Annotated in this window: 19 protein-coding genes; 4 read left to right on the plus strand and 15 right to left on the minus strand. The window is 53.0% G+C overall.

The annotated features are described in order from the left end of the window. Positions 1-223: 223 nt before the first annotated feature. From FIV45_RS12800 to FIV45_RS12825, 6 genes are all read right to left on the minus strand, one after another. Positions 224-1,558, minus strand: coding sequence for a hypothetical protein (locus FIV45_RS12800; protein WP_099475345.1), 1,335 nt, complete (start codon positions 1,556-1,558; stop codon positions 224-226). 29 nt (positions 1,559-1,587) lie between these two features. Further along, a complete protein-coding gene (locus FIV45_RS12805; protein WP_099475344.1) occupies positions 1,588-2,373 on the minus strand; it encodes an outer membrane lipoprotein-sorting protein in 786 nt (261 codons plus the stop codon). Then, positions 2,370-5,003 carry an efflux RND transporter permease subunit gene (locus FIV45_RS12810; RefSeq protein ID WP_099475343.1) on the minus strand — a complete coding sequence of 878 codons (2,634 nt, stop codon included), beginning with the start codon at positions 5,001-5,003 and terminating at the stop codon, positions 2,370-2,372. The genes FIV45_RS12805 and FIV45_RS12810 overlap by 4 nt, the downstream gene beginning before the upstream one ends. Positions 5,004-5,039: 36 nt before the next feature. Next, positions 5,040-5,243: a YgaP family membrane protein gene (locus tag FIV45_RS12815; RefSeq protein ID WP_099475342.1), complete on the minus strand. Its 204-nt coding sequence runs from the start codon at positions 5,241-5,243 to the stop codon at positions 5,040-5,042. A gap of 1 nt (position 5,244) precedes the next feature. Beyond that, positions 5,245-5,448 carry a YgaP family membrane protein gene (locus FIV45_RS12820; RefSeq protein ID WP_099475341.1) on the minus strand — a complete coding sequence of 68 codons (204 nt, stop codon included), beginning with the start codon at positions 5,446-5,448 and terminating at the stop codon, positions 5,245-5,247. Positions 5,449-5,557: 109 nt separating this feature from the next. Then, entirely contained in the window at positions 5,558-6,208 is a 651-nt protein-coding gene (locus FIV45_RS12825; protein ID WP_099475340.1) for a Crp/Fnr family transcriptional regulator, read from the minus strand. Between the two features lie 81 nt (positions 6,209-6,289). Between FIV45_RS12825 and FIV45_RS12830 the strand changes: the two genes are divergently transcribed. Then, on the plus strand, positions 6,290-9,004 hold the full coding sequence (locus FIV45_RS12830; protein ID WP_204602399.1) for a M14 family metallopeptidase: 2,715 nt from the start codon (positions 6,290-6,292) through the stop codon (positions 9,002-9,004). An 87-nt stretch (positions 9,005-9,091) separates the two neighbouring features. Here FIV45_RS12830 and FIV45_RS12835 read toward each other — a convergent pair whose 3' ends face one another. From FIV45_RS12835 to FIV45_RS12855, 5 genes are all read right to left on the minus strand, one after another. Further along, positions 9,092-10,753: a M28 family metallopeptidase gene (locus FIV45_RS12835; protein ID WP_099475338.1), complete on the minus strand. Its 1,662-nt coding sequence runs from the start codon at positions 10,751-10,753 to the stop codon at positions 9,092-9,094. Positions 10,754-10,839: 86 nt separating this feature from the next. Next, positions 10,840-11,520, minus strand: coding sequence for a GntR family transcriptional regulator (locus tag FIV45_RS12840; RefSeq protein WP_338045714.1), 681 nt, complete (start codon positions 11,518-11,520; stop codon positions 10,840-10,842). Positions 11,521-11,542: 22 nt separating this feature from the next. Continuing rightward, positions 11,543-12,982 (minus strand): aldehyde dehydrogenase family protein, encoded by a 1,440-nt coding sequence (locus tag FIV45_RS12845; protein WP_099475336.1) that lies wholly within the window; start codon positions 12,980-12,982, stop codon positions 11,543-11,545. Between the two features lie 28 nt (positions 12,983-13,010). Next, the gene (locus FIV45_RS12850; protein WP_099475335.1) at positions 13,011-14,012 is read right to left on the minus strand and encodes a 4-hydroxyproline epimerase; all 1,002 of its coding nucleotides are present in this window, start codon (positions 14,010-14,012) and stop codon (positions 13,011-13,013) included. A 27-nt stretch (positions 14,013-14,039) separates the two neighbouring features. Continuing rightward, a complete protein-coding gene (locus FIV45_RS12855; RefSeq protein ID WP_099475334.1) occupies positions 14,040-14,957 on the minus strand; it encodes a dihydrodipicolinate synthase family protein in 918 nt (305 codons plus the stop codon). A gap of 125 nt (positions 14,958-15,082) precedes the next feature. On the opposite strand from FIV45_RS12855, the gene FIV45_RS12860 reads away from it, so the two are divergent. Beyond that, the gene (locus tag FIV45_RS12860; RefSeq protein ID WP_099475333.1) at positions 15,083-16,321 is read left to right on the plus strand and encodes an FAD-dependent oxidoreductase; all 1,239 of its coding nucleotides are present in this window, start codon (positions 15,083-15,085) and stop codon (positions 16,319-16,321) included. Here the strand turns inward: FIV45_RS12860 and FIV45_RS12865 are convergent. Then, a complete protein-coding gene (locus FIV45_RS12865) occupies positions 16,318-17,322 on the minus strand; it encodes a threonine ammonia-lyase (RefSeq protein WP_099475332.1) in 1,005 nt (334 codons plus the stop codon). The genes FIV45_RS12860 and FIV45_RS12865 overlap by 4 nt on opposite strands. A gap of 139 nt (positions 17,323-17,461) precedes the next feature. On the opposite strand from FIV45_RS12865, the gene FIV45_RS12870 reads away from it, so the two are divergent. Continuing rightward, complete coding sequence (locus FIV45_RS12870; protein ID WP_099475331.1) at positions 17,462-18,349, plus strand: DUF3187 family protein; 888 nt, start codon at positions 17,462-17,464, stop codon at positions 18,347-18,349. 4 nt (positions 18,350-18,353) lie between these two features. On the opposite strand, the gene FIV45_RS12875 is transcribed toward FIV45_RS12870, so the two are convergent. Both FIV45_RS12875 and FIV45_RS12880 read right to left on the minus strand, forming a co-directional pair. Next, on the minus strand, positions 18,354-19,151 hold the full coding sequence (locus FIV45_RS12875; RefSeq protein WP_165777125.1) for a class I SAM-dependent methyltransferase: 798 nt from the start codon (positions 19,149-19,151) through the stop codon (positions 18,354-18,356). 152 nt (positions 19,152-19,303) lie between these two features. Further along, a complete protein-coding gene (locus tag FIV45_RS12880; RefSeq protein WP_099475329.1) occupies positions 19,304-19,663 on the minus strand; it encodes an SEL1-like repeat protein in 360 nt (119 codons plus the stop codon). Positions 19,664-19,986: 323 nt separating this feature from the next. Between FIV45_RS12880 and FIV45_RS12885 the strand changes: the two genes are divergently transcribed. After that, positions 19,987-20,622 carry a glutathione S-transferase family protein gene (locus FIV45_RS12885; protein WP_165777124.1) on the plus strand — a complete coding sequence of 212 codons (636 nt, stop codon included), beginning with the start codon at positions 19,987-19,989 and terminating at the stop codon, positions 20,620-20,622. Between the two features lie 44 nt (positions 20,623-20,666). On the opposite strand, the gene FIV45_RS12890 is transcribed toward FIV45_RS12885, so the two are convergent. Next, a complete protein-coding gene (locus tag FIV45_RS12890) occupies positions 20,667-21,161 on the minus strand; it encodes a hypothetical protein (protein WP_099475327.1) in 495 nt (164 codons plus the stop codon). Positions 21,162-21,194 lie beyond the last annotated feature (33 nt).

The following is a 21,194-nucleotide window of genomic DNA, read 5'->3' on the forward strand; positions in this document are numbered from 1 at the left end:
ATGATATCATAGCAGTTCCCCTGTTAAGGCTTTATCAGTTATTGTAGAACAATAGATAATATGCAATTTTTATGCCAAGAAGGAATACACTTTTCCTTACAATATGATACTAAAATAAAGATATTATATTGCCCCTCAACAGGAGTAGAAAGTGTAAAAAAACCTGACACTTTTGCCCTGTTTCTGTCTTTTTTTTACACTTCAATCCTGTTTCGCTACCGCCTTAAAAGTCATAATGCAGGGCGCTATAGACGTTGCTGGCATCCTGGAACTGGCCGAAGAAGCTATGGATCTCCGCGCCATAAAAGATATTTCCCCCCGCTTCCAGACGCAGATTATCGCGAATTTTGTAACTGACTTGGGCTCTGAGGTAGCCATCCCGATCAGACGGAGAATAGAAATTAAACAGAGACAGTTTTAAATCCTGTTGCATCATCAGCTTAGTCAGCCGAAGGGTGAAAAGATGCCGGTTCCGGTCATCGCGGATCGCGCCCACAGGCAATGTCGCGAGATAGGCACCATAATCCAGACGCCGTTCCAGATAATATTGCAGCGAGCCGGTCAATTCGTCGCCAACTTCCTGTTCGTAACTGATCAGCAGACGCAACTCGTCATTACGCACCAGAGGATTATGCGCCGCCCCGTCAGCGCTTTTGTAATAGCCAAACTCCACCGCCCCGATGCCCGCCTGCACAGGACCGCGCAGGCTCGCGCCATACACTGACAGCCGGGGAAAAGTTGCCAAACCGGTAACTTGGTCCTGACCTGCAGGACTTTTCCAGTAGCCGTCGTAATAATAGAGCGCCGCCTCATAAGCCCCGAAGGAACGATACAGCCGGAGAGCGATTTCATCGTCTGAGAACCAGTCATCCGGCCGCGCCGCCCGCACCGGCATATCCCGACCGCTCAATTTTCCCCGCGCCCGGTCAAAGTAGGAAATGCGTGTCCCGTCGATAAAACGATCCGCATCAAAGCGCGGGACATAAACTACATCCAGATTGGTGTCGCCAAAGAAAAAAGCTGTTTTCAAGGCGTCCGAGGGCGCTTTGAGATATTCCGTATCCCGGCCAATAAAAAAGCTGTTCCAGTCCTTGGCAAACAGGTCGTTGATAAAGATCAGATCGCCGGTGCCCCAGGTGATAATCTGCCGCCCGAGCTTGACATCCATAAAATCAAGCGGGCTGAACACCATATTGGCTTCCCGCAGGTCGATAACGCCCTGACCACGTTCCAGATCAATATCATAGATATCTTGCACCGGATCGTAGATAAAATCCGACACCACCCGAAACGTCAGACGATCGACCTGTTTCTCAAGTCCTATCTGCAACCGGGCTTCGCCAAGGCTCATATCCTTTTGCAGCGGGTCATTCTGCAGGCGCGCCCCCATACGGGTTTCCAGAAACCCACTCAGGTCAACCGGCAACCCCGCCTGTTTCTCTTGCGGCGGCTTCAGCGCCGTCAGATTGCCCAGCCCTTCCGGCAGCGTGACATCCTGTGCCAACGCCATTGGTGCAAATCCGAACACCACCACCATACTCACCCATAACCGTATCATTACTAGTTTCCTTGTCGTTCTTGGTCGCCTTACCGTAAATACTTACGGGGGGCCTTGCGCAAATAACGTTCCGTGAAAATATCTTCCGGCAAACCGACATCATATTTCACATCGCTATAGGTCATCACCGTCTTGCCACCGGATTGATGATCCTTCATCTCTGCCGCCGTTACGGTCGGATGGCCGTCCACCAGGTCCACCTTCAAGGCGGCATAGCTGCGCAGGACGTTGCCATTGACATCATAATATTCGGTTTTGATCGGCAGGGAGGTTCCCTTGTGAATCCAGTTCTTGTAAAAGGCGAACTCAACAGCATCCTTGTCTTTCGGAGTGCTGCGGATCACATAGGTGGCGTCATTTTCCTCAATCAGTTCGTGAAGATCTTCATTGATCCCGCGACCGGACACATCCTCATAATAGAAATGCGAGCCAACGAAGCTGGTGCGTTCATCACTGGCCGCGATGCGTTTCACCAGATCAAGCGCCGGCAGATAGAGCCAGCGATCATCGTCACGGTCAACATTCTTATGCACCATGAAAACCATTTTCTTCACGTCGGCGGGTTTGTTGAAATAGACATAGAAATTTTGCGGTCCATCCGTTTCATCCTCGTCCTTACGCAGGATAACAAACTCTCTTTCCCGCGCCCGACCCTGATCATCTGTAATGGCCATGGCCACCTTGGCCCGCCCGTCGTCACCGACGTAATATGACGCGTGATTGGCTTTCTTCACAATATCCATCGCATCCGCCGCAATAGCCGGGGCGGCTCCCAACAGGCTCAACGCCAAGGTCATACCGATAAAATTTCTCATGCCACTTCCTTCTCTTTCTGTTCTTTAAACAAAATACTTTCGAATATCCGGATCAGGGCCGGCAGGATGGTCAGGCTCGCGACCCCCGCCAGCACCAGAATGGCGGAAATAAACACCCCGACTGTCTGATAAGGCACCAGGGGCGCCAGAAGCAGGGGCATAAAGCCCACACCAACCACAATCACATTACGGGTAATCGCCCGGGCCGGTTCGCCAAACACCGCCTGCGCCGTTGTCTGCCAGTCCGGATATTTTTTCCGCATTTCCCGACTGCGGGCCAGAAAGTGAATGGCGTAATCCACCGCCAGCCCCAGGCTCAAGGCCGAGAGCACCGCCACCGGCATATCATAATCCTTGCCGATCAGCCCGATGATGCCGTAGATCATGCCAATGGTGAAGGCCAGCGGGATCATGGCGAGTATTCCCCACCACAGGGACCGGAACAGGACAGTCATCATCAGCAATACAATTGCGAAACTGCCGACAAAGGCTTCCGCCATGCCGGACACCATCTTGTCCTGCCAGATGACGTTGATATAGGTCAGGCCAAACCAGTCATGGGTCAGTCCTTGCGGGGCCGGATGGTCCTGAAAATAGCGATCCACCTGATCCACCACGGCCGCCATATCCCGATTGTCACCGCTTTTCAGCTGCAGCCACATATTGGATTTTTTATAATCCGGGGTGACGAAATGCCATAGATCCTGAGGCCGATGGCTGTTCTGATAGGTGATCAGGGTTTCCGCCACCGCGCCACGGCTGTCGGGGATGCGGAAGGCCTGCGGATCGCCCTGGAACAGCTCGCGATGCACGGTTTTCACCACATCGGCCAGACTGTTGCTTTTTCCGACAAGACCACGCTCCTGAAGATAGGCCTGCAATCCCGCCATATAACGCAAGACGTCCGGGTTCTTGAAGGTTTCCGCCCTCCCGAGATAGCCCTCGACCCAACTGAGCGCCTTATCCCAGGCGTCATAATCGGTGTCAGATGCCTTATCGAGCCTGTCTTCCACCTTCTGAACAAGGAGCGACATCAACTGTTCTTTATCGGTCGCCTGGCCTGTCTGGCCCGCAACTTCCGGCGCCAACTGCTGTAAAGGAGCAAGATTTGACGTGGTCATGTCCTGAATGAGTTTTTCTGAAAACCCTGCAAGCCCGAGCTCTTTCTGATCGCCCGTCAAAACCAGATAGGCCATATAGGTGCCGGCAAAGCGTTCGTTGAGCGCCCGGTCGGCAACGCGAATTTCATGATCCGGTGCAAACCATTTAACCGGGTTATCATTGATGACAATCTTCGTCACCCCGACCCAGGCCACCCCGACGAGCAGGAAAACCAAGATCATAATCACTTTTGCACCGCTATAGGTAAGCCGTCCCAGGCTGCTCAGGAAGCGCGCCATGAGGCTGTTATTATCCGATTCACTGTGATCCAGACCAAAATCCGCGAAACGCTCCTCCGGCATCAACATGATATAGGCCGGGATCAGGGTTATGGTGAAAAACCAGGCCATCACCACCCCGATGGCGACAAATACGCCAAACACCTGCACCGGCGGGATCGGCGTCAGGGCGAGTGAACCAAAGCCGACTGCGGTCGTCAATGTGGTAAAAAGCATGGGTTTGGATAATTCCTGCATCACATGCTTCAGGGTCTGTTTCCGATCCCGATACTGGGGATAGCGGTCATAAAAATCGCTCAGGATATGGATGGCGTCGAGCACCGCGATCGGCATGATGAAAATCGGGATCATGCTGCTCATGATATGAACCGTATTGCCGGTAATCACCAGCAACCCCATGGTGCCAATCACCGAAACCATGGCGACAATCATCGGGGAGACAACCAGCGAAACTTTCTTAAAAAAGTACCACATCAGCAGGAAAATCAGGAGCATCGCCAGTGGTGCGGAAATCGCCATCTGGACAAACATTTCCACGCCGAAGGTATCCTGCGCCACCGGAAGACCGGTGATATGATACTGGTCATTACCGTCAAATTCGGCGATCTTTGACTTGAGCTTCTCGACCACATTATAGCTGACATTCTTGGCGGTGATCGGCATATAGAGCGCCACCGCCTTGCCATCGTCCGACACGATGGTGCCATTCAATAGAGGTATATTCTGCGCCTTGGCCCGATTGGCCAGCGCCTCGGCCTCGTTCAAAGGCGGGGTTTTCATCAGCCATTCGAATTTCACCACCCCCGGTCCGCCGGGTTCGATATTATCGACGGTAGAAGGGGCCATCAGGTCGACCGAGATCACCCCCTGGGTTTCGCCTTTCTCGTCCTGCCATTGAATGGATTTGGCATATTCCGTCAGGGCGTGGATGTCATTCAGGGATTTTTGATTGAACACGCCTTCCGGATGGTCTTCGTTGACCACCCCGACCACCACCATGTCATAAAGGGCAAAGTCTTTTTTCTGCCGGTTATGAAAAACCCGCACCGGTTCATCTTCCGACAACATGTTTTCCGGGTCCGTATCAATCCGCAGCGGCTGCAGCAGCCCGAAGCTTCCGGGCCAGAGTGTCGGCAAAACCACCAGGACAATCAACAGCGCACTCAACAGGCCGCTCATCCACATAAAAACTTTTGGGCGGCGGGCCGCCGTATCCGACAGATGGATCATTCTACACTCCGGAATTATGTATTATAATTATATATTTCACTCAAACGCTGCGCCGGGCTTGACGCCAATTTTCTTCAGCAGTATGGCCAAAGGACAGAAACCTGTAAAGGCCGCCTGAAACATATTAAGTCCCACGAACCCCGCCAGCGCAAACCAGTAGACATGGACAAGAAGCCCCAAAGCCAGGCTCAGGATTATCATCACGCCCGCGAAGGCAAATACAACACGATCTACACTCATCTTATTTCTCCTTATTTCTGGTTAAAGGACATGTGTTAAGTCCTAAAATCTGATAGGCGGGACACCAGCCGATGACCCCCGTCGCCAGTGGAATAATTCCGATCCAGCCCCAGGGCGTGAAAATCCCGGCAGCCGCCAAAATCGTCAGAACAGCGCCGATAATGATGCGCAGCACCTTATCTATTAGTCCGACATTCATTTTCATCATTCGTCTCCTGTTTCCACAACATCATTCAACAGAAGTCATTAGATCATAACATACCGAAAAGGTAAGTGACGGGAGTCACATAAGGCAAAAATATATACGCCTTTTGTTAACGCGCCGTCTCGGCCAGTCCCGCCCGGTCACGAATATGAATAACCCCCCGACCGAGTTCAATCAGGCCTTGGCGCTCAAAGACCTTCAACTGACGGCTGACCACTTCCCGCACGGATCCCAGTTCGGTGGCAATATCATGATGCGTCGCGGTGTAGAGATCATGTTTTGACTCGAGCAGCATATGCGCCAGGCGCTTGTCGAGCTTTTTAAACACCACCTCTTCCACCAGCATCATCAGCATTGACATACGTTTGGCGTAGGTTTCAAAGACAAAACTGCGGAATTGATCAGATTGCCCCAGCAGCAGATTGAAGGTCGCCGGGGGTACCACCGCCACTTCGATATCGGTTTCGGCAATCCCCTCCGCACTGTAATTTTCATCCGATATCAGACAAGTGGTCGTCATGATACAGCTGTCCCCCTCTTCCACCCGATACAGCGTTATTTCCCGCCCGTCTTCCGAAGTTTTCTGAACCCGCACAATACCGTGCAGCAGCATGACATAACCCCGGCATTCGCTGCCTTCGGAAAACATGGTCGTACCCTTGGGCACCTTGGAATAGTGCAATCCCTGCGCCAGGATTTTCTTGTTGTCCTCGGACAGATGCGCCAATTGCGGGAAATGGGAGATGATTTTTTCTAGCATAAGACTTTTCAATTCCAGGAAACTTCATATACTGTTGTAAAATAAACAAAATCAAAAATTTATAAAGGGAATTCAGTCATCATGCTACAAAAAGTCATTCGCAAATATCTCTTCGCCTTGGTGTGTGTCGCCGCCCTGATTATCCCCGGGGCTCATGCCCAGGAAACAACGGAGTCCGGCGAGGTTTATCCCTTATGGCCCGGTACCCAGTATGATCCGGCAATCCCGACACATCAACAGGTCCTTGGCTATGCGCCGGGTGAAAAAATCAGTTCGCACAGTGATATGCTGCGTTATATGGAAGCCCTCACCCAGGCGGCACCGGACCGGATGCAGCTGCATGAATATGCCCGCAGCTGGGAAGACCGCAAGCTGATTTATGTGGTAATTGCAAATCCGGAAAACCTTAAAAATCTGCCAGCCCTGGAACGCGATATGCAGGGCCTGTCTGACCCCCGCAAAACCGACATATCCAAAGCAGATGCTCTGATCAAAAGTTTGCCCGCCACAGTCTGGCTCGGTTACGGCGTGCATGGTGACGAAATTTCCTCCACCGACGCTGCCATGATGACGGCCTATCACCTCCTTGCCGCCCGCAACAGCCCGGAAGTGGACCAGATTCTGGCAAACGTCGTGACATTTATAGACCCGATGCAAAATCCCGATGGCCGCACCCGGTTCATCAACCACTATGAAACGTCCCGGGGTCTGCTTCCCGACAGTAGCCGCCTTTCCGTGGAACAAAATCAGGCATGGCCCGGGGGACGCGCCAACCATTATATGTTCGACATGAACCGCGACTGGTTCGCCATGACCCAGCCGGAAACCATTGGCCGGGTGGAACAGATGCAACGATATCTGCCTCTGGTGGTGGTCGACCTGCATGAAATGAGCGGCAATCAGAGCTATTATTTCGCCCCGCCCGCCATGCCCCTGAACCCGCATCTGGCGCCTAGCCAGGGAAAAAGCATGGAACTGATCGGCAGAAACAACGCCAAATGGTTTGACACCTTCGGCTTTGATTATTTCACCCGGGAAGTTTTCGACGCCTTTTATCCCGGCTATGGTGATGGCTGGCCCACCTATTACGGCGGTGTGTCCATGACATATGAACAGGGGTCTTCCCGCGGCCTTGTTTTCCATCGTGAAGATGGCACGGATCTGCACTATCGTGACACGGTGCGACATCATTTTGTCGCCTCTCTCAGCACCGCCGAGGCTGCGGCGCAAAACCGGCAAGAATTGTTGCAGGATTTCTATAACTACCGCAAAAGCGCGATACGGGAAGGCCAGACAGAAAAAGTCAGAAGCTATATCCTGCCCGGCCGCCGCGATAAAGCAGCGACAACAAAACTCGCCGGGCTCCTCACCCGTCAGGGTGTAGAGGTCCTGCAGGCTGACAAAAGCTTCAAGGTTTGTGGGGCAAGCTACCCATCCGACAGCTACATCATCAATACCGCACAGCCGGCCAAACGACTGATCCGCACTCTGATGGACGAAGACGTCAGCATGAATCCAGACTTCCTCAAGGAACAGGAACGGCGCCGGACCAAGGATTACCCTGCGGAAATCTATGACGTCACCGCCTGGTCCCTGCCGCTGATGTATAATGTGGAAAGCATTGTCTGCGACAAAACGGTGAAAGAAAATTTCCCCCGCGCCACCGCCGCGCTCTTTACCCCGGCCACACTCTCTGATGACAAGGCCACGGTCGCCTATCTCGCCCCCTGGGGTCAGGCTACATCCGCTCGCCTGCTCACCCATGCCCTGCGTCAGGGCCTCACCGTAAAGAGCAATGACAAGGCCTTCACTGCACAGGGAAAACGTTATCCGGCCGGCTCTCTGATCTTCGAAGTTTTGCATAATCCGGAAGACCTGCCGCGCAGGTTGAACAGCATCGCACAGCTAACCGGGGCCGAAATTCACGGTGTCAACTCCAGCTGGGTGACAGACGGGCCAAACTTCGGCAGTGACAATGTCACCCGCATGATTGCACCCAAGGTGGCCATCGTCTGGGATGAACCCACGTCACCCTATAGTGCGGGCAACACCCGCTTCGTGATTGAGCGCCAGTTTGACTATCCAGTGACCAATATTCGCACGGAACAATTGCGCTCCGGCGATCTTAGCCGCTATCAGGTTCTGATCCTGCCCACCAGCTGGGGCAGTTATCAAGACAGTCTCGGCAAGGGCGGCGCGGAGAACCTCAAGGCCTGGGTCAAGCGCGGTGGCACCCTGATCGCCATGGGCACCGCGCTCCGTTATGTCAGCGACCCGGATGTCGGGCTGCTGTCCACCCACCGGGAAAACAACTATCAGGCAGATGAGATTGATGACGTGAGCCCGGCAGAAAATGGCCGCATCAAAGGCACCCTTCTCACCTCTGCCCAAGATCTGCACCAGGCAACAACACCGGCTCAGGAAAGCCCGGATTATGTGCCCGGTGTCCTTGTCAAGGCCAAGACTGACGGGGATCACTGGCTCGCAGCAGGCCTGGCGCCGAGCTTGAATATCTTGGTGGGGGGCAGTGATATCTACAGCCCCCTCCGCCGAGACGCGGGCCACAATGTGGTCTATTTCCAAGGCCCCGATGACCTGCTCGCCAGCGGGTACCTCTGGGAGGAAAACCGCAGGCAGCTGGCCTATAAACCGTTTCTCATGGTTGAAGCCCAGGGCCGGGGGCATGTGATTGGCTTCACTCAGGACCCGACCACCCGGGCCTATCTCGACGGGCTTAATATTTCGCTGATCAACGCCATCTTCCGCGGCGCGTCCCACAGTCAGCCCTTGCGTTAACAAAACGACGGAGGCGGTAGAAAACTCTACCGCCTCCGCACAAAATCTTCCTGAATAACCCGCAGCGGCATGCCCTGCGGGTTATTTTTATTTTAGGGCTGCCGGAACCATCATGGCGTCGCGTTTGGCTTTGAACTCATTGCCCTCGCGCCAGTTGGGGAAGGTATCTTCATGAGACAACTGCAGGCCGATTTTATAAACCAGCTCCAGATCCTGCACCGCCCCGGACAGATCCCAGCTTTCATCATATTCATCGGCCGGTTTGTGATAGCGGTTGGCGCTATACTCTTCCATCTGCGCAAGGCTCCATTCACGGCCCTTTTCAATGTGATTAAGCCCGCCCCCGACATATAGTGCGGGTACGCCTTCCTTCGACAGACTGAAATGGTCAGAACGGTAGAAGCTGCCATGCTCCGGCGTCGGATCTGGCATGGCCACCCGTTTCTGCTTCCGCACCAGGCTATCGACATAATCATCCAGTTCAGAGTTGCCATAACCAATCACGGTCACATCATGGGTTTTCCCTAAAGAAGAGAGCACATCCATATTAAGCGCCGCAACGGTTTTATTGAGCGGCACGATTGGATTCTTGCCGTAATAGGATGAGCCCAACAGGCCCTGTTCCTCGGCCGTTACCGCCATAAACATGATGGAGCGCCCTGGCTTATGCGCCCCCGAAAGATAGGCATTGGCGAGTTCGATCAACCCGGCAGTGCCGCTGGCGTTATCGGCCGCGCCATTGTATATCTGATCACCTTCGAGGGATGTGTCCTTGCCCAGATGATCCCAGTGGGACATATGAATGACATATTCATCAGGCCGCGTATCGCCCGGCAGAATCGCCACAACATTCTGCGACACCACCCGACGAATCTTGTTCTCCATCGCCACCGACATTTTTGCTTTCAGGGAAAAGGGTTTGAAAGCACGGGTCGCCGCCTTGGCGGTTTCCTTGGCATAGTCATATTCCGCCGCAGCGAAGACCTTGGCTATTTCAGCACCCGGCACCCAGGCTTCCACCTTGGCGCTGGACATATTGCCGTCCGGACTTTCCAGACTGAATTTTGGTCCGGACCAGCTGCCTTCGACAACCGCCCAGGGGTATGATGCCGGCTTGGTTTCATGAATGATGATCACCGCGGCAGCCCCCTGACGGGCGGCTTCTTCATATTTATAGGTCCAGCGGCCATAGTAGGTCATGGCGTTGCCGGTGAACAGTTTCGCATCCTGGGTGGCGTAACCCGGATCATTGACCATGACCACCACAGTTTTACCTTTGACGTCCACGCCGGCGTAATCATTCCAGTCATATTCCGGGGCGACAATGCCGTAACCGACAAATATCATTTCACTATCTGTGACAGAAACGGCTTCCATGACCCGTGGCGTCCAGCCCATGAATTCCGGGCCATACGCCAGCCCGGTCTTTCCAGCCGGTGTCTCGATATGCATCATCGCGTCGGGGTTCGCGGTCATCTCGACCATATTGACGCCCTGAAAATAGCTGTCGCCATTCCCCGGCTTCAGGCCGAGTTTTTCAAATTCTGCTTTCAGGAAGGTAATCGTCTTCTCTTCCCCGGCGCTACCCGGCGCCCGCCCCTCAAACTCATCGGAGGCAAGAATTTTGATATTTTCCGTCAGACGCGCCTCATCAATATTGACCGCCACTTTATGGGGCGGCACCTTATCGTAAACGAAATAGGTAAGAACAACCGCGGCTACAAACATGAGCCCGAGGATTTTTTTCATGATAAACTCCGAAACAGATTTAATTTGACACTATTCTTGTGATCCGGACGCTAACATATATCCCGCCAGCGCAACAGAATATATTTTTAGACGCCGTCTTCCGATGCGGTCAGAAAATCCTGCACCTGACGGCCACTTTCAAGAATATGAGCCCGTGTGAGGCGCACCGCCTCATCCACCTGTCCCGCCCGACAGGCGTTAAGAATTTCCAGATGTTCGTTATGGGCGCGCGGCACGGATCCCCGGAGTGACATCTGGATGCGTTGGTAACGATCCGTATTGGCGTGCAGGGACTGAATCAACTGCAACGCCAACGGTTGATCCGCCGGGGTATACAGTGCCGCATGAAAATCCCAGTTGAGCTGGAACCATTTGACCGATTGCCGGGCCGATCCCACCACCCCGTCATAAGCTGTCAGGGCCTGCGCGGCATACGTCAGGTCAGTATCCGTCATTTTAGGAATGGATCGCTGGAGGAGATCCCCCTCCAGCAAAGCCCTGAGATGAAAAAGTTCTTCGACTTCCCGTCGGCACAGCGGTTTCACCACGGCCCCCTTATGGGGTCTGAATTCCACCAGCCCGTCGCCTTCCAGCATAAAAAGAGCCTCTCGCACGGGAATACGGCTGATGCCATATTCCTTGGCCAAGGCATCCTGGCGCAACGGTTGATTGGCCGGGTAAGTCCCCGATATAATTTTCTCTTTTACTTGCTCATAGAGCGCATCAACGGTGGTTTTCCCCGTGATCTGACGTGTGCCTGACTTAATTTCCCTATCCCTTTTTCTTCAGTTACAGCGGCAGTATATAGGCGGTTTTAACAATTGTATAGAACTCCCGCGCATAAGATCCCTGTTCGCGTGAACCATAACTTGATCCCTTGCGGCCTCCGAACGGTACATGGTAATCGACCCCCGCAGTTGGCAGGTTGATCATTACCATGCCGGCTTCCGACCGACGCTTGAAATGACTGCTGTATTTCAGGGACGTCGTACAAATACCGGCAGACAATCCAAACTCGGTGTCATTCGCAACCTGCAAAGCTTCCTCATAATTTCTGACCTTGATCACCGAAGCAACGGGACCAAAAACTTCTTCCCGGTTAATGCGCATATCCGGTGTCGTGTTGGCGATCAGGGCCGGCGCCATATAGAACCCCTTGTCGTCCAGGTCAAGCCGGCTTCCGCCACAGGCCAGCGTCCCGCCTTCCTTAACCGCAATGTCCACATAGTCCAGGTCCTGCTGCAGCTGGGTTTCGTTAACAACCGGACCGATCTGTGTACCCTCATGCAAGGCATGGCCTACGGTCAAGGCCTCGACTTCTGCGGTTAATCTGGCGACGAATTCATCATGGATGCCTTCCGTAACAATCAACCGGCTGGAGGCTGTGCAACGCTGACCTGTGGAATAAAACGCCCCTTGCACCGCGCAATTAACCGCCACATCCAGGTCCGCATCATCCAGCACCACCAGCGGATTTTTACCGCCCATTTCCAACTGTACCTTGGCGCCGCGGCCGGTCACGACCTCTCTGATATGATGACCTGTCCCGACAGAGCCGGTGAAGCTCACTGCGCTGACTTTGTCTGATGTGGTAATGACTTCGCCGACCACCCGACCCGGCCCCATCACCAGATTAACCACGCCCGCCGGCAAACCTGCGCGGGACATGATCTCGAACAGGGACCAGACAGAACCCGGCACCAGTTCCGCCGGTTTAATCACAACTGTATTGCCATAAGCCAACGCCGGGGCAATTTTCCAGGCCGGGATGGCGATCGGGAAATTCCACGGCGTGATCATACCGACAACCCCCACCGGTTCGCGGGTGATTTCAACCTCGACCCCCGGACGTACGGATGGCATGATTTCGCCGCCGGCACGAAGTGCTTCTCCCGCAAAAAATTTAAATATCTGACCGGCGCGCATGGCTTCGCCCTTGCCTTCTGGCAACGTCTTGCCCTCTTCCCGGGACAGCAGTTCGCCCAGCGCATTGGCATTGGCGAAAATTTCGGTCGCAATGAAGTCAAGCACGTTAAACCGTTCCTGCGGTGTCGAGAAGGCCCAGGTGTCGAGCGCTGCACCAGCCGCCTCAATCGCCTGTTCAACCTGCACCACATTGGCGGAGGCATACTCACCGATTACATCGTTGATATCAGACGGATTGATATTGGCCACATAATGTTCGCCAGCAACCCATTCGCCATTGATATAATTGTCATATTTCGTCATTTCAGTGAAACCTCTGTATTAGATAAATTTATGTTACGGTAAAACCGTGGGCATATGGATCCCGATCATCAACGATGATGGTATTGAGCCCCGTGACTTTCGCCCAGCCCTGTATGCTGGGCAGGATGGCGTCATGTTCACCGACCGTGGCATGCGCCTCGACCCGGCCTTCGAACTGACTGCCAATAATACTTTCATGAATAAAATCATCCCCGACATTTAATGTGCCGTTGGCCACCCATTGGGCCATTCGGGCACTGGTGCCGGTGCCGCACGGCGAACGATCAATGGCCTTCTCACCATAGAAGACCGCATTGCGGGCGTGAGATGTCGTCTTGGTCGGTTTCCCCGTCCATAGAACATGGGATACGCCATTGACGGTCGGATCTTCCGGATGCACACACACCACTTTCTCATTCAACAGGTCGCGGATTACCGGGGAATAGCGCACCACATCAGCGGCAGAAATATCTTCTAGGCCTGAAAAGTTTTTCTGCGGGTCCAGAATGGCGTAATAATTCCCCCCGTAAGCAATATCAAACACCAGTTCGCCAAAATCAGGACACTCGATCCTGACCTCACGGTGGGCCAGATAGCTCGCCACATTATGCAGCCGCACCTTATCAACATAATCACCTGTCTGGGTATAGGTAATACGAATGGTTCCCGCCGGCACGTCCAGGGTCAGTTGCCCCGGCACTTTTGGCACCACCTGGCCCTGCTCCAGCGCCGCAGTGACCGTACCGATGGTGCCATGGCCGCACATGGGCAGGCAGCCGCTGGTCTCGATAAACAGCACCGCCATGTCACTGTCTGGATTAAGCGGCGGATAAAGAATGGACCCCGACATCATGTCATGACCACGGGGTTCAAACATTAACGCCCGACGCACCCAGTCGTGATGTTTCAGAAAAACCTGCCGCATCTCTGACATGGTTGTGCCAGTGAGCCGCGGCCCGCCCCCCGTAACAACCCGAACCGGGTTGCCACAGGTATGGGCGTCTATGCAAAAAAAGCTATGTCGTGTCATAGGGTCATACTGCTCTGACTTGACGGCTCACGCAAGATTATATTTTGACAAATCAGGCCGGGTGGCAATGGCTTTTTTCGTCACATCAATCACATACTGACGTTCTGCGCCATCGAGCGTCAGACGCGGCGCCCGCACCATTTCAGATCCGCGGCCGCACAGCTGCTCACACAGTTTAATACATTGCACCAATGTCGGGATCGTATCCAGATGCAGCAACGGCATAAACCAGCGGTAAATTTCCAATGCTTCCGCATATCGTCCCTGAACCGCAAGATCATAAATCGCCACGGATTCTTTCGGGAATGCGCTGGTCAGGCCGGAAATCCAGCCGACAGTGCCCAACATCAGGCTTTCGAGCGCGATATCATCAACCCCGCAAAAAACAGTAAAGCGATCATCAAAAGCGTTATAGAGATCCGTCAGCCGACGGGTTTCGGCCGTTGATTCTTTCACCGCGAGAATATTCGGTACTTCGGCCAGTTCTTTCATCATGTCGATGGTAATGTCGATATTATAGGTGACCGGATTGTTATAGACCATAATCGGCAAAGAAGTCGCCGCCGCCACCGTTTTATAATGGTTCAGGACCTCGCGGGTGCTGGCGGCATAGGCCATTGCCGGCAGAACCATCAATCCGTCAATACCGACCTCTTCGGCTTTTCGGGCATAATCACAAGCGGCCCGGGTGGTGAATTCGGACACCCCGGAAATCACCGGCACGCGACCGTTGGACACGTCCTTCGCGGCTGTGATCACCTGAATTTTTTCTTCTGCGGTCAGGGAATTATTTTCGCCGCAAGTGCCCAGCACGATCAGGCCATGCACCCCGTCATTGATCAGATTATCGAGCGTCCGCTTTGTGCCCTCGATATCCAGACTTTCATCGTCAAAAAATTGTGTTGTCGCGGCGGGGTATACCCCTTTCCAATCCAAGCTTGGCATATTTGCATCCTTTCAAAAGACTCATTAGAATTTATGAGGCAAGTGTATTTACTTTTCGGTCAATAGCAAGTATATTTTATACAATTAATTTATATAACTTATATTTCAATAACTTGAGTTAAATAATGCCTCAGAAAAACAAAAAAACAATCGTCATCGGAGCCGGCATCATCGGCGTGACAACCGCCTATCGGCTCGCCGCCGCCGGCCGTACTGTGACTTTGATTGATCGCGACGCCCCAGGACTTGGCGCGTCATTTGGCAACGCCGGACATCTGGCTATTGAACAGATATATCCTTTGGCGAGCCCGTCAGTTCTGGGCAATATTCCCAAAATGATTTTTGACCGCAACGGACCACTGGTATTACGTCCCGGTTATTTTCTGAAATTCATCCCCTGGTCCCTGCGTTTTCTATGGGCCAGTCGCCCAGGCGCCTTCCGTCGGGGAATAGAAGCAACCAAATCCCTGAACAGGGCCGCCGTTCCCAGCTGGACAGCCCTGCTTGACGCGATGGATCTCCGCCCGATGATCCGGCAACGCGGCTCCGTCGAGCTTTTTGAAACCGAAGCTGCCTTTGCCCAGGCTGCCGGACTTGTGGCAGATCTGGAACGCCACGGGGTCACGGCTCACATCTGGACGGTGGACCAATTGCGCCTGCGCCTGCCGGCCCTGACCGGTCCCGCCGCCGGCGCCATCTATTATCCCGACACCGCCCATTGCATCAATCCGCACAGGCTGGTGACAGAAATCCTCGCCAAGGCAGAAGCCCTCGGCTTGCGCTTTGTTCAAGATGAGATTACCGAAATCAACGAAGATGAGGCCGGGATGGTAACCCTGCGCGGCAAGCAAACGTCACATAACTGCGACACAGTGGTTCTGTCCGCAGGGGTATTCAGCCGCGACCTGATAACAGCAAGAGGAAAGAAACCGCCTCTGGAAGCCGAACGCGGGTATCATTATATGCTGCCCGACCCCGGAATCACTGTTGATCTACCGGTCACGTTCCACGAACGGAAATTTATCCTGACCCCCATGGAACACGGAATCCGCCTGTCAGGCACCGTCGAATTTGCCGGCACTGACGCGCCACCAACCCGCAACCGCGCCCGCATGTTGTTTCAATTTGCCCAAACGGTTTTTCCCAAACTGCAGGATACTCAGGGCGAGGAATGGATGGGGTTTCGGCCCACCCTGCCCGATTATCTACCAATCCTAGATCGTCGGGGAAACACCATATCGGCGTTCGGTCACAATCACCTTGGCCTCACCCAGGCGGCTGTGACGTCTCAATTGGTCGAAGACATGGTGGAAGGCAAAGCCCCCCGTCTTGATCTCACGCCGTTCAGTCTGGACCGTTTTTAGGCCAGCGCGCCAGCGGGCGCAACCGTCAGGGCCTGGTGAAAAGTCTCGGCATCCACATTGCCGCCACTGAGCAGCAGGCATATCGGGCCATCCGCGGCCTCTATTTTCCCGAACAACAGCGCCGCCAAGGCCACCGCCCCGCCCGGTTCCACCACCAGTTTCAATTTCTCCCAAGCGTAGCGCACGGCGTAAAGCGCCTGTTCATCCGTGATCGTCTGTACGCTGTCAAGACAGCTCTGCATCACGGCAAAAGTAGTGGGCCCCGGCGCAGGACTAAGTAACGCATCACAGACCGATCCCGCCACCTTGGCGTTGCCCTGAATGACACCGGATAACAGGGACCGGCGAACATCATCAAATTCTTCCGGTTCCACCCCGTGCAATTTTGTCTCTGGGCTCAATCCCTTGAAGGCCGTCGCACAGCCAGACATCAGACCCCCGCCCCCCACGGGGCAGACAAATTGCTCAAATATCAGTCCTTGTTCCTTCGCCGTCAAAATGGCCTCAAGAGCTGCGGTTCCCTGACCACTCATCACATCAAAGTCTTCAAAGGCTGGCACTACAACGGCGCCACTTTTGGCCGCGATCCCTGCCGCTATCTCTTCCCGGTTTTCGCTCTCCCGGTCGTATGAGACAACCCTGGCGCCATAGGCAATGGTGTTATCCCGTTTCATTACCGGTGCGTCTGATGGCATCACTATGGTTGCTTCGATACCGAGAATCTGTGCCGCCGCCGCCACACCCTGAGCATGATTACCGGAAGAAAAGGCCACCACCCCTCGCGCCTTTTCCGCGTCCGATAGCTGACATAGGCGGTTATAAGCCCCGCGAAACTTAAAAGCCCCGACCCGCTGCAAATTCTCTGCTTTGACAAATACACGCCTGCCAAAAGCTTGCGCCAAGGGCACCGGTTCCAGCAAGGGCGTGATATGGGCGACCCCGCTTAGACGTTGCGCCGCCGCTTCGATATCCTGCAAGGTGGGAACGATAAGATGTGTCATAAACCAAGACCTTCGGAGGTTTTATTGAAAGGAAACTTTATCAGTAAAAATCTTTTCAGGCCTTATATGGACATCAGGCCCTAAAGATGCGAAATTAACCGAAGAAAAGACATTAGGCAATGGGGTTGACTATTAATTCATGCACATAGCATCACTCACCAATTTTATCCTTCTGGGGGTATTTTTAAGCCTTCCGGGGCTTGGGGTGTGTCAGGAAACACCATCTGACACGCCGGAAGTTCCCCCCCCGCAGGACGAACTTGACGTCGAAGGTTACACAGACCTCAATATAGATTTTTCTGACATAAAAGAAAAAACCGGGTTTTCCGCCCGCCTCGGGGTGGACTATAATCAAGGAACATACGGCGATCCCGAACGCACCAACCTGACGTACATGCCCGTTACCTTAAGCTACGAACAGAACCGTTGGGCCTTTCAGGCCAGCATCGGCCATATCAGCCTCAGCGGCAAAGATATTATCATCCCTGGCACCGGCCTCACCTCTTTCACAAATGATGCCGCGATACAAGGCCGTTCCCGCCATGAAAGCGGCCTCGGCGACCTTTATCTCAGTGCCACATACGCCCTTGAGCCTCTTCAGCAGGAAAGTGTCTTTCTTGATCTGACCAGCCGGGTAAAAATTCCGACCGGAGACAGCGACAAAGGATTAAGCACCGGTAAAACCGACATCAGTTTTCAGATTGATGTGGCGAAACTGATGGGAAACATCGCCCCTTTTGCCACCCTCGGCTACCGGCATGTGGGAAAAACAGACCGGTTCTTGTTACAGGATACCTGGTTTGCATCCGTCGGGGTGATTTATTACCCGACCCCTTCCCTCAGCCTCGGCCTGTCTTATGACACCCGACGATCAGCCACCGTTGACACCGTCAACCCGCGGGAGCTTCTCGGTTTTATGGACATGCAGATCACCAGGGACTGGGCGGTAAATATTTATGGTATTGCGGGTTTAAGTGAAGGCAGCCCCGATTTCGGGACCGGTCTTCATCTCAGATATATGTATTAAAAGTCTATTTTTTGACAAAACGGTAGACAAAACGGTGTGTTTTACCGCGAACGCTCTTGTCATACATTGGCTTGCTCAGGTCATCCTGCGGATTGGCCAGAACATCACTGGTGGCGACCAGCTCAAACCCCGCCGCTTCAAGTTCCGTCCTGACAATCGCCGGATCAATGCGATGCAGCGTTGACCCTGTTTCTCGCGGCGACCCGGCCGCTGCCGCATGGTCAATCACGGCAAGCGTACCGCCCTGTTTTAAGGCCCCGTGAATTTGACCCAGCGTCCGTTTTACGTCAACTTTCGGCCAGCCGCTTTCTTCATCAACAAAGTAAAAATCATGATAGGACAGCACAAGAAAAACCGCATCCAGGTTGTCTTTTTTCAGGTCCATTTCATTAATTTCAGCGATCTTCAGATCCACATTTTCCATGCGCCCCGGCTGTTCCAGCCGTGTGACAATCGCATCCTTGGTGAAGGCCATATAGGACTTGTTATTCAAGGCGATGACCTTGCCCGTCTCACCAACAACATGGGAAAGGATTTCAGCATAATAACCGCTGCCGGCCAACATTTCCATAACGGTCATACCCGGCTTGATGCCCATAAATTTTATGATTTTTGCCGGTTTACGGCCTGTATCACGTTCCCGGTCTTTATCATCCCGCAGCGGATTATCCACAGCCGCCTGAATCAGCGCCCGATAGGATTCCGCACTGGACATATCGTTGGCTATGGCCGGCGCGCCCCAAACTCCCATGAAGAGAGACGCCCCCAAAGCGGCCCCGGTCAGTTTATTCATATTAAACATTGTCATTCCCCTGACGATTATTTTCCCAAGGGACAGACTATCACATGGTTTCAAAAGAGTGACTATAGAGTTTGAGATGAAACGACCGAAAACCACGATAGAATATGCGGTAATATTCAGATCCGACCCCTTGTAAGAGGCCGCGTCTTCTCTTAGTCAGCCAGTTTCAGGTCAACCAGAGCCTCTTTAGCTTCCAGGCTACCGTTGCGTACGGCTTCCTTCAACCATAGTTTGGCCAGATTGCTGTTTTGTTCCGTGCCCTCCCCCAAAGCATACATCAGACCAGTAACCAGCTGCGCATCGGGCATACCCTGTTGCGCCAAAGACAGACACAGGCTGTGGGCGAAATCAAATTCTGAATTAACAAACGCTTCCAGACATTTCATTTCAGAAGCAGGATCTTCCACCTTGGCCATTTCAATCGGGCCATTGCTGCGGGTTGCGGCTTGAGCAAAAGAGGCTGACAAAGCGACGGCAGAGGTAAGAAGCATCACAACAAAACGATTACGCATAATAGACTTTCCCGTATATTTAAATATTTTTAGCGCCCTTTTGGGCTTGCTTTTTTATAAGCAATTAACAGGCCAACTTCTGTTTTCATATTGTTTTTCAATGGCCTGGAAAGAACTTCCTCAAAAGAAGACTCACGCATTAATGAAAACTGTATCAAATTCTTTACAGTTTGTTAATAAATTGTCCCGATTTGGGAATTTTTCTGCCGCCTTCCCCCCTCAATGTGCATATTTCAGCCAAAAACGCTATACTTGTACCTGATCCATACCGCCGCCTCTGTACGTGGCTCCTGATGTTCATTCATTTAACAAAGGTCCGCCCCATGAAGCTTTACTACCACCCCCTGTCCACCTATTCTCAGAAGGTGTTAATTGCCTGTTATGAAAAAGGAATAGCTTTCGAGCCCCATGTCATAAATGTGTCAAACCCTAAGGAACGTGCTGCTTTTCGAGGCATTTACCCTCTCGGCAAGATCCCGTTGCTGGTCACAGAAGACCAAAGATTAATTCCCGAGTCGTCCATAATCATTGAATATTTTGATCAGGCGTTCCCCAACAGCCCGGATCTTATTCCAAAGGATCCCGAGCAGGCCCGACAGGTTCGCTTTCGCGATCGCATGCACGACTTGTATTTGAATGACCCTATCGTCGCCCTGCTGTTTGAAAGCCGAAAACCGGAAGCGGAACAGGATTTCCCCCTGATTCATAAATCCCGTCATACGCTGGATGTGATTTATGAATTTCTCAATAACCAGATCAACAATCATTCCTGGAGTAACGGTGAACAGTTCAGCATGGCAGATTGTGCGGCGGCGCCGGCGCTCTTCTATGCACAACGCATCTATCCCTTCGCCAAATACCCTAACATCAAGGCGTATTTTTCCCGCCTGATGGGCCACCCCGCCTATCGCAAGGTGATCAAGGAAGCCGAACCGCTGGTAAAAAAATTCCTCGGATAAGGCCGACGGGCGATAATTGCCGGTGTTAAATTGCCGGGGGAAAATTAGTGTCGGCGGCGGTATTTAATCATCCACTGGTCGGTCCAGGTTTCTCCCCCGTCCGACGTCTTCTGCCACAGCCAGGTTAACTGATCCGCCTTGATATCGGTAAAAACCATGCGCAGTTGCTGCTCGGGTTTCTCAGGATCGGGGGTGCTGTGAAATATATAATCGGCGCCATCCTGACGACCATGAAAATCAAAATAGCTGCCTTGATCATCCATCCAGGTCTGACGCCATTCCCCACCAGCCTTATTATACATGGAAATGCTCATGCCTTTCAGGCCCGGGCTGTCGAATTTTTCATTAATCACGCAGCCGCCATGAGATTTCGAAATATGATTCGTGCCCTTGCCGCCTTTCCAGGACACCTCCCATGATCCCACCCAGAAATCCAAAGTTCTATACTCATCAGAGCTGCAGGCAGCAGGCTTTTCGCCCGCCTGTCCTGTGGGCATAAAACTCAAAGACATCATCAGGACTACAATATATTTAAACATATTTTATCTCCTCAGGATCATCTCTTATAATTC

It is taken from the genome of Paremcibacter congregatus (assembly GCF_006385135.1).
GTDB classification, from domain to species: Bacteria; Pseudomonadota; Alphaproteobacteria; order Sphingomonadales; family Emcibacteraceae; genus Paremcibacter; species Paremcibacter congregatus.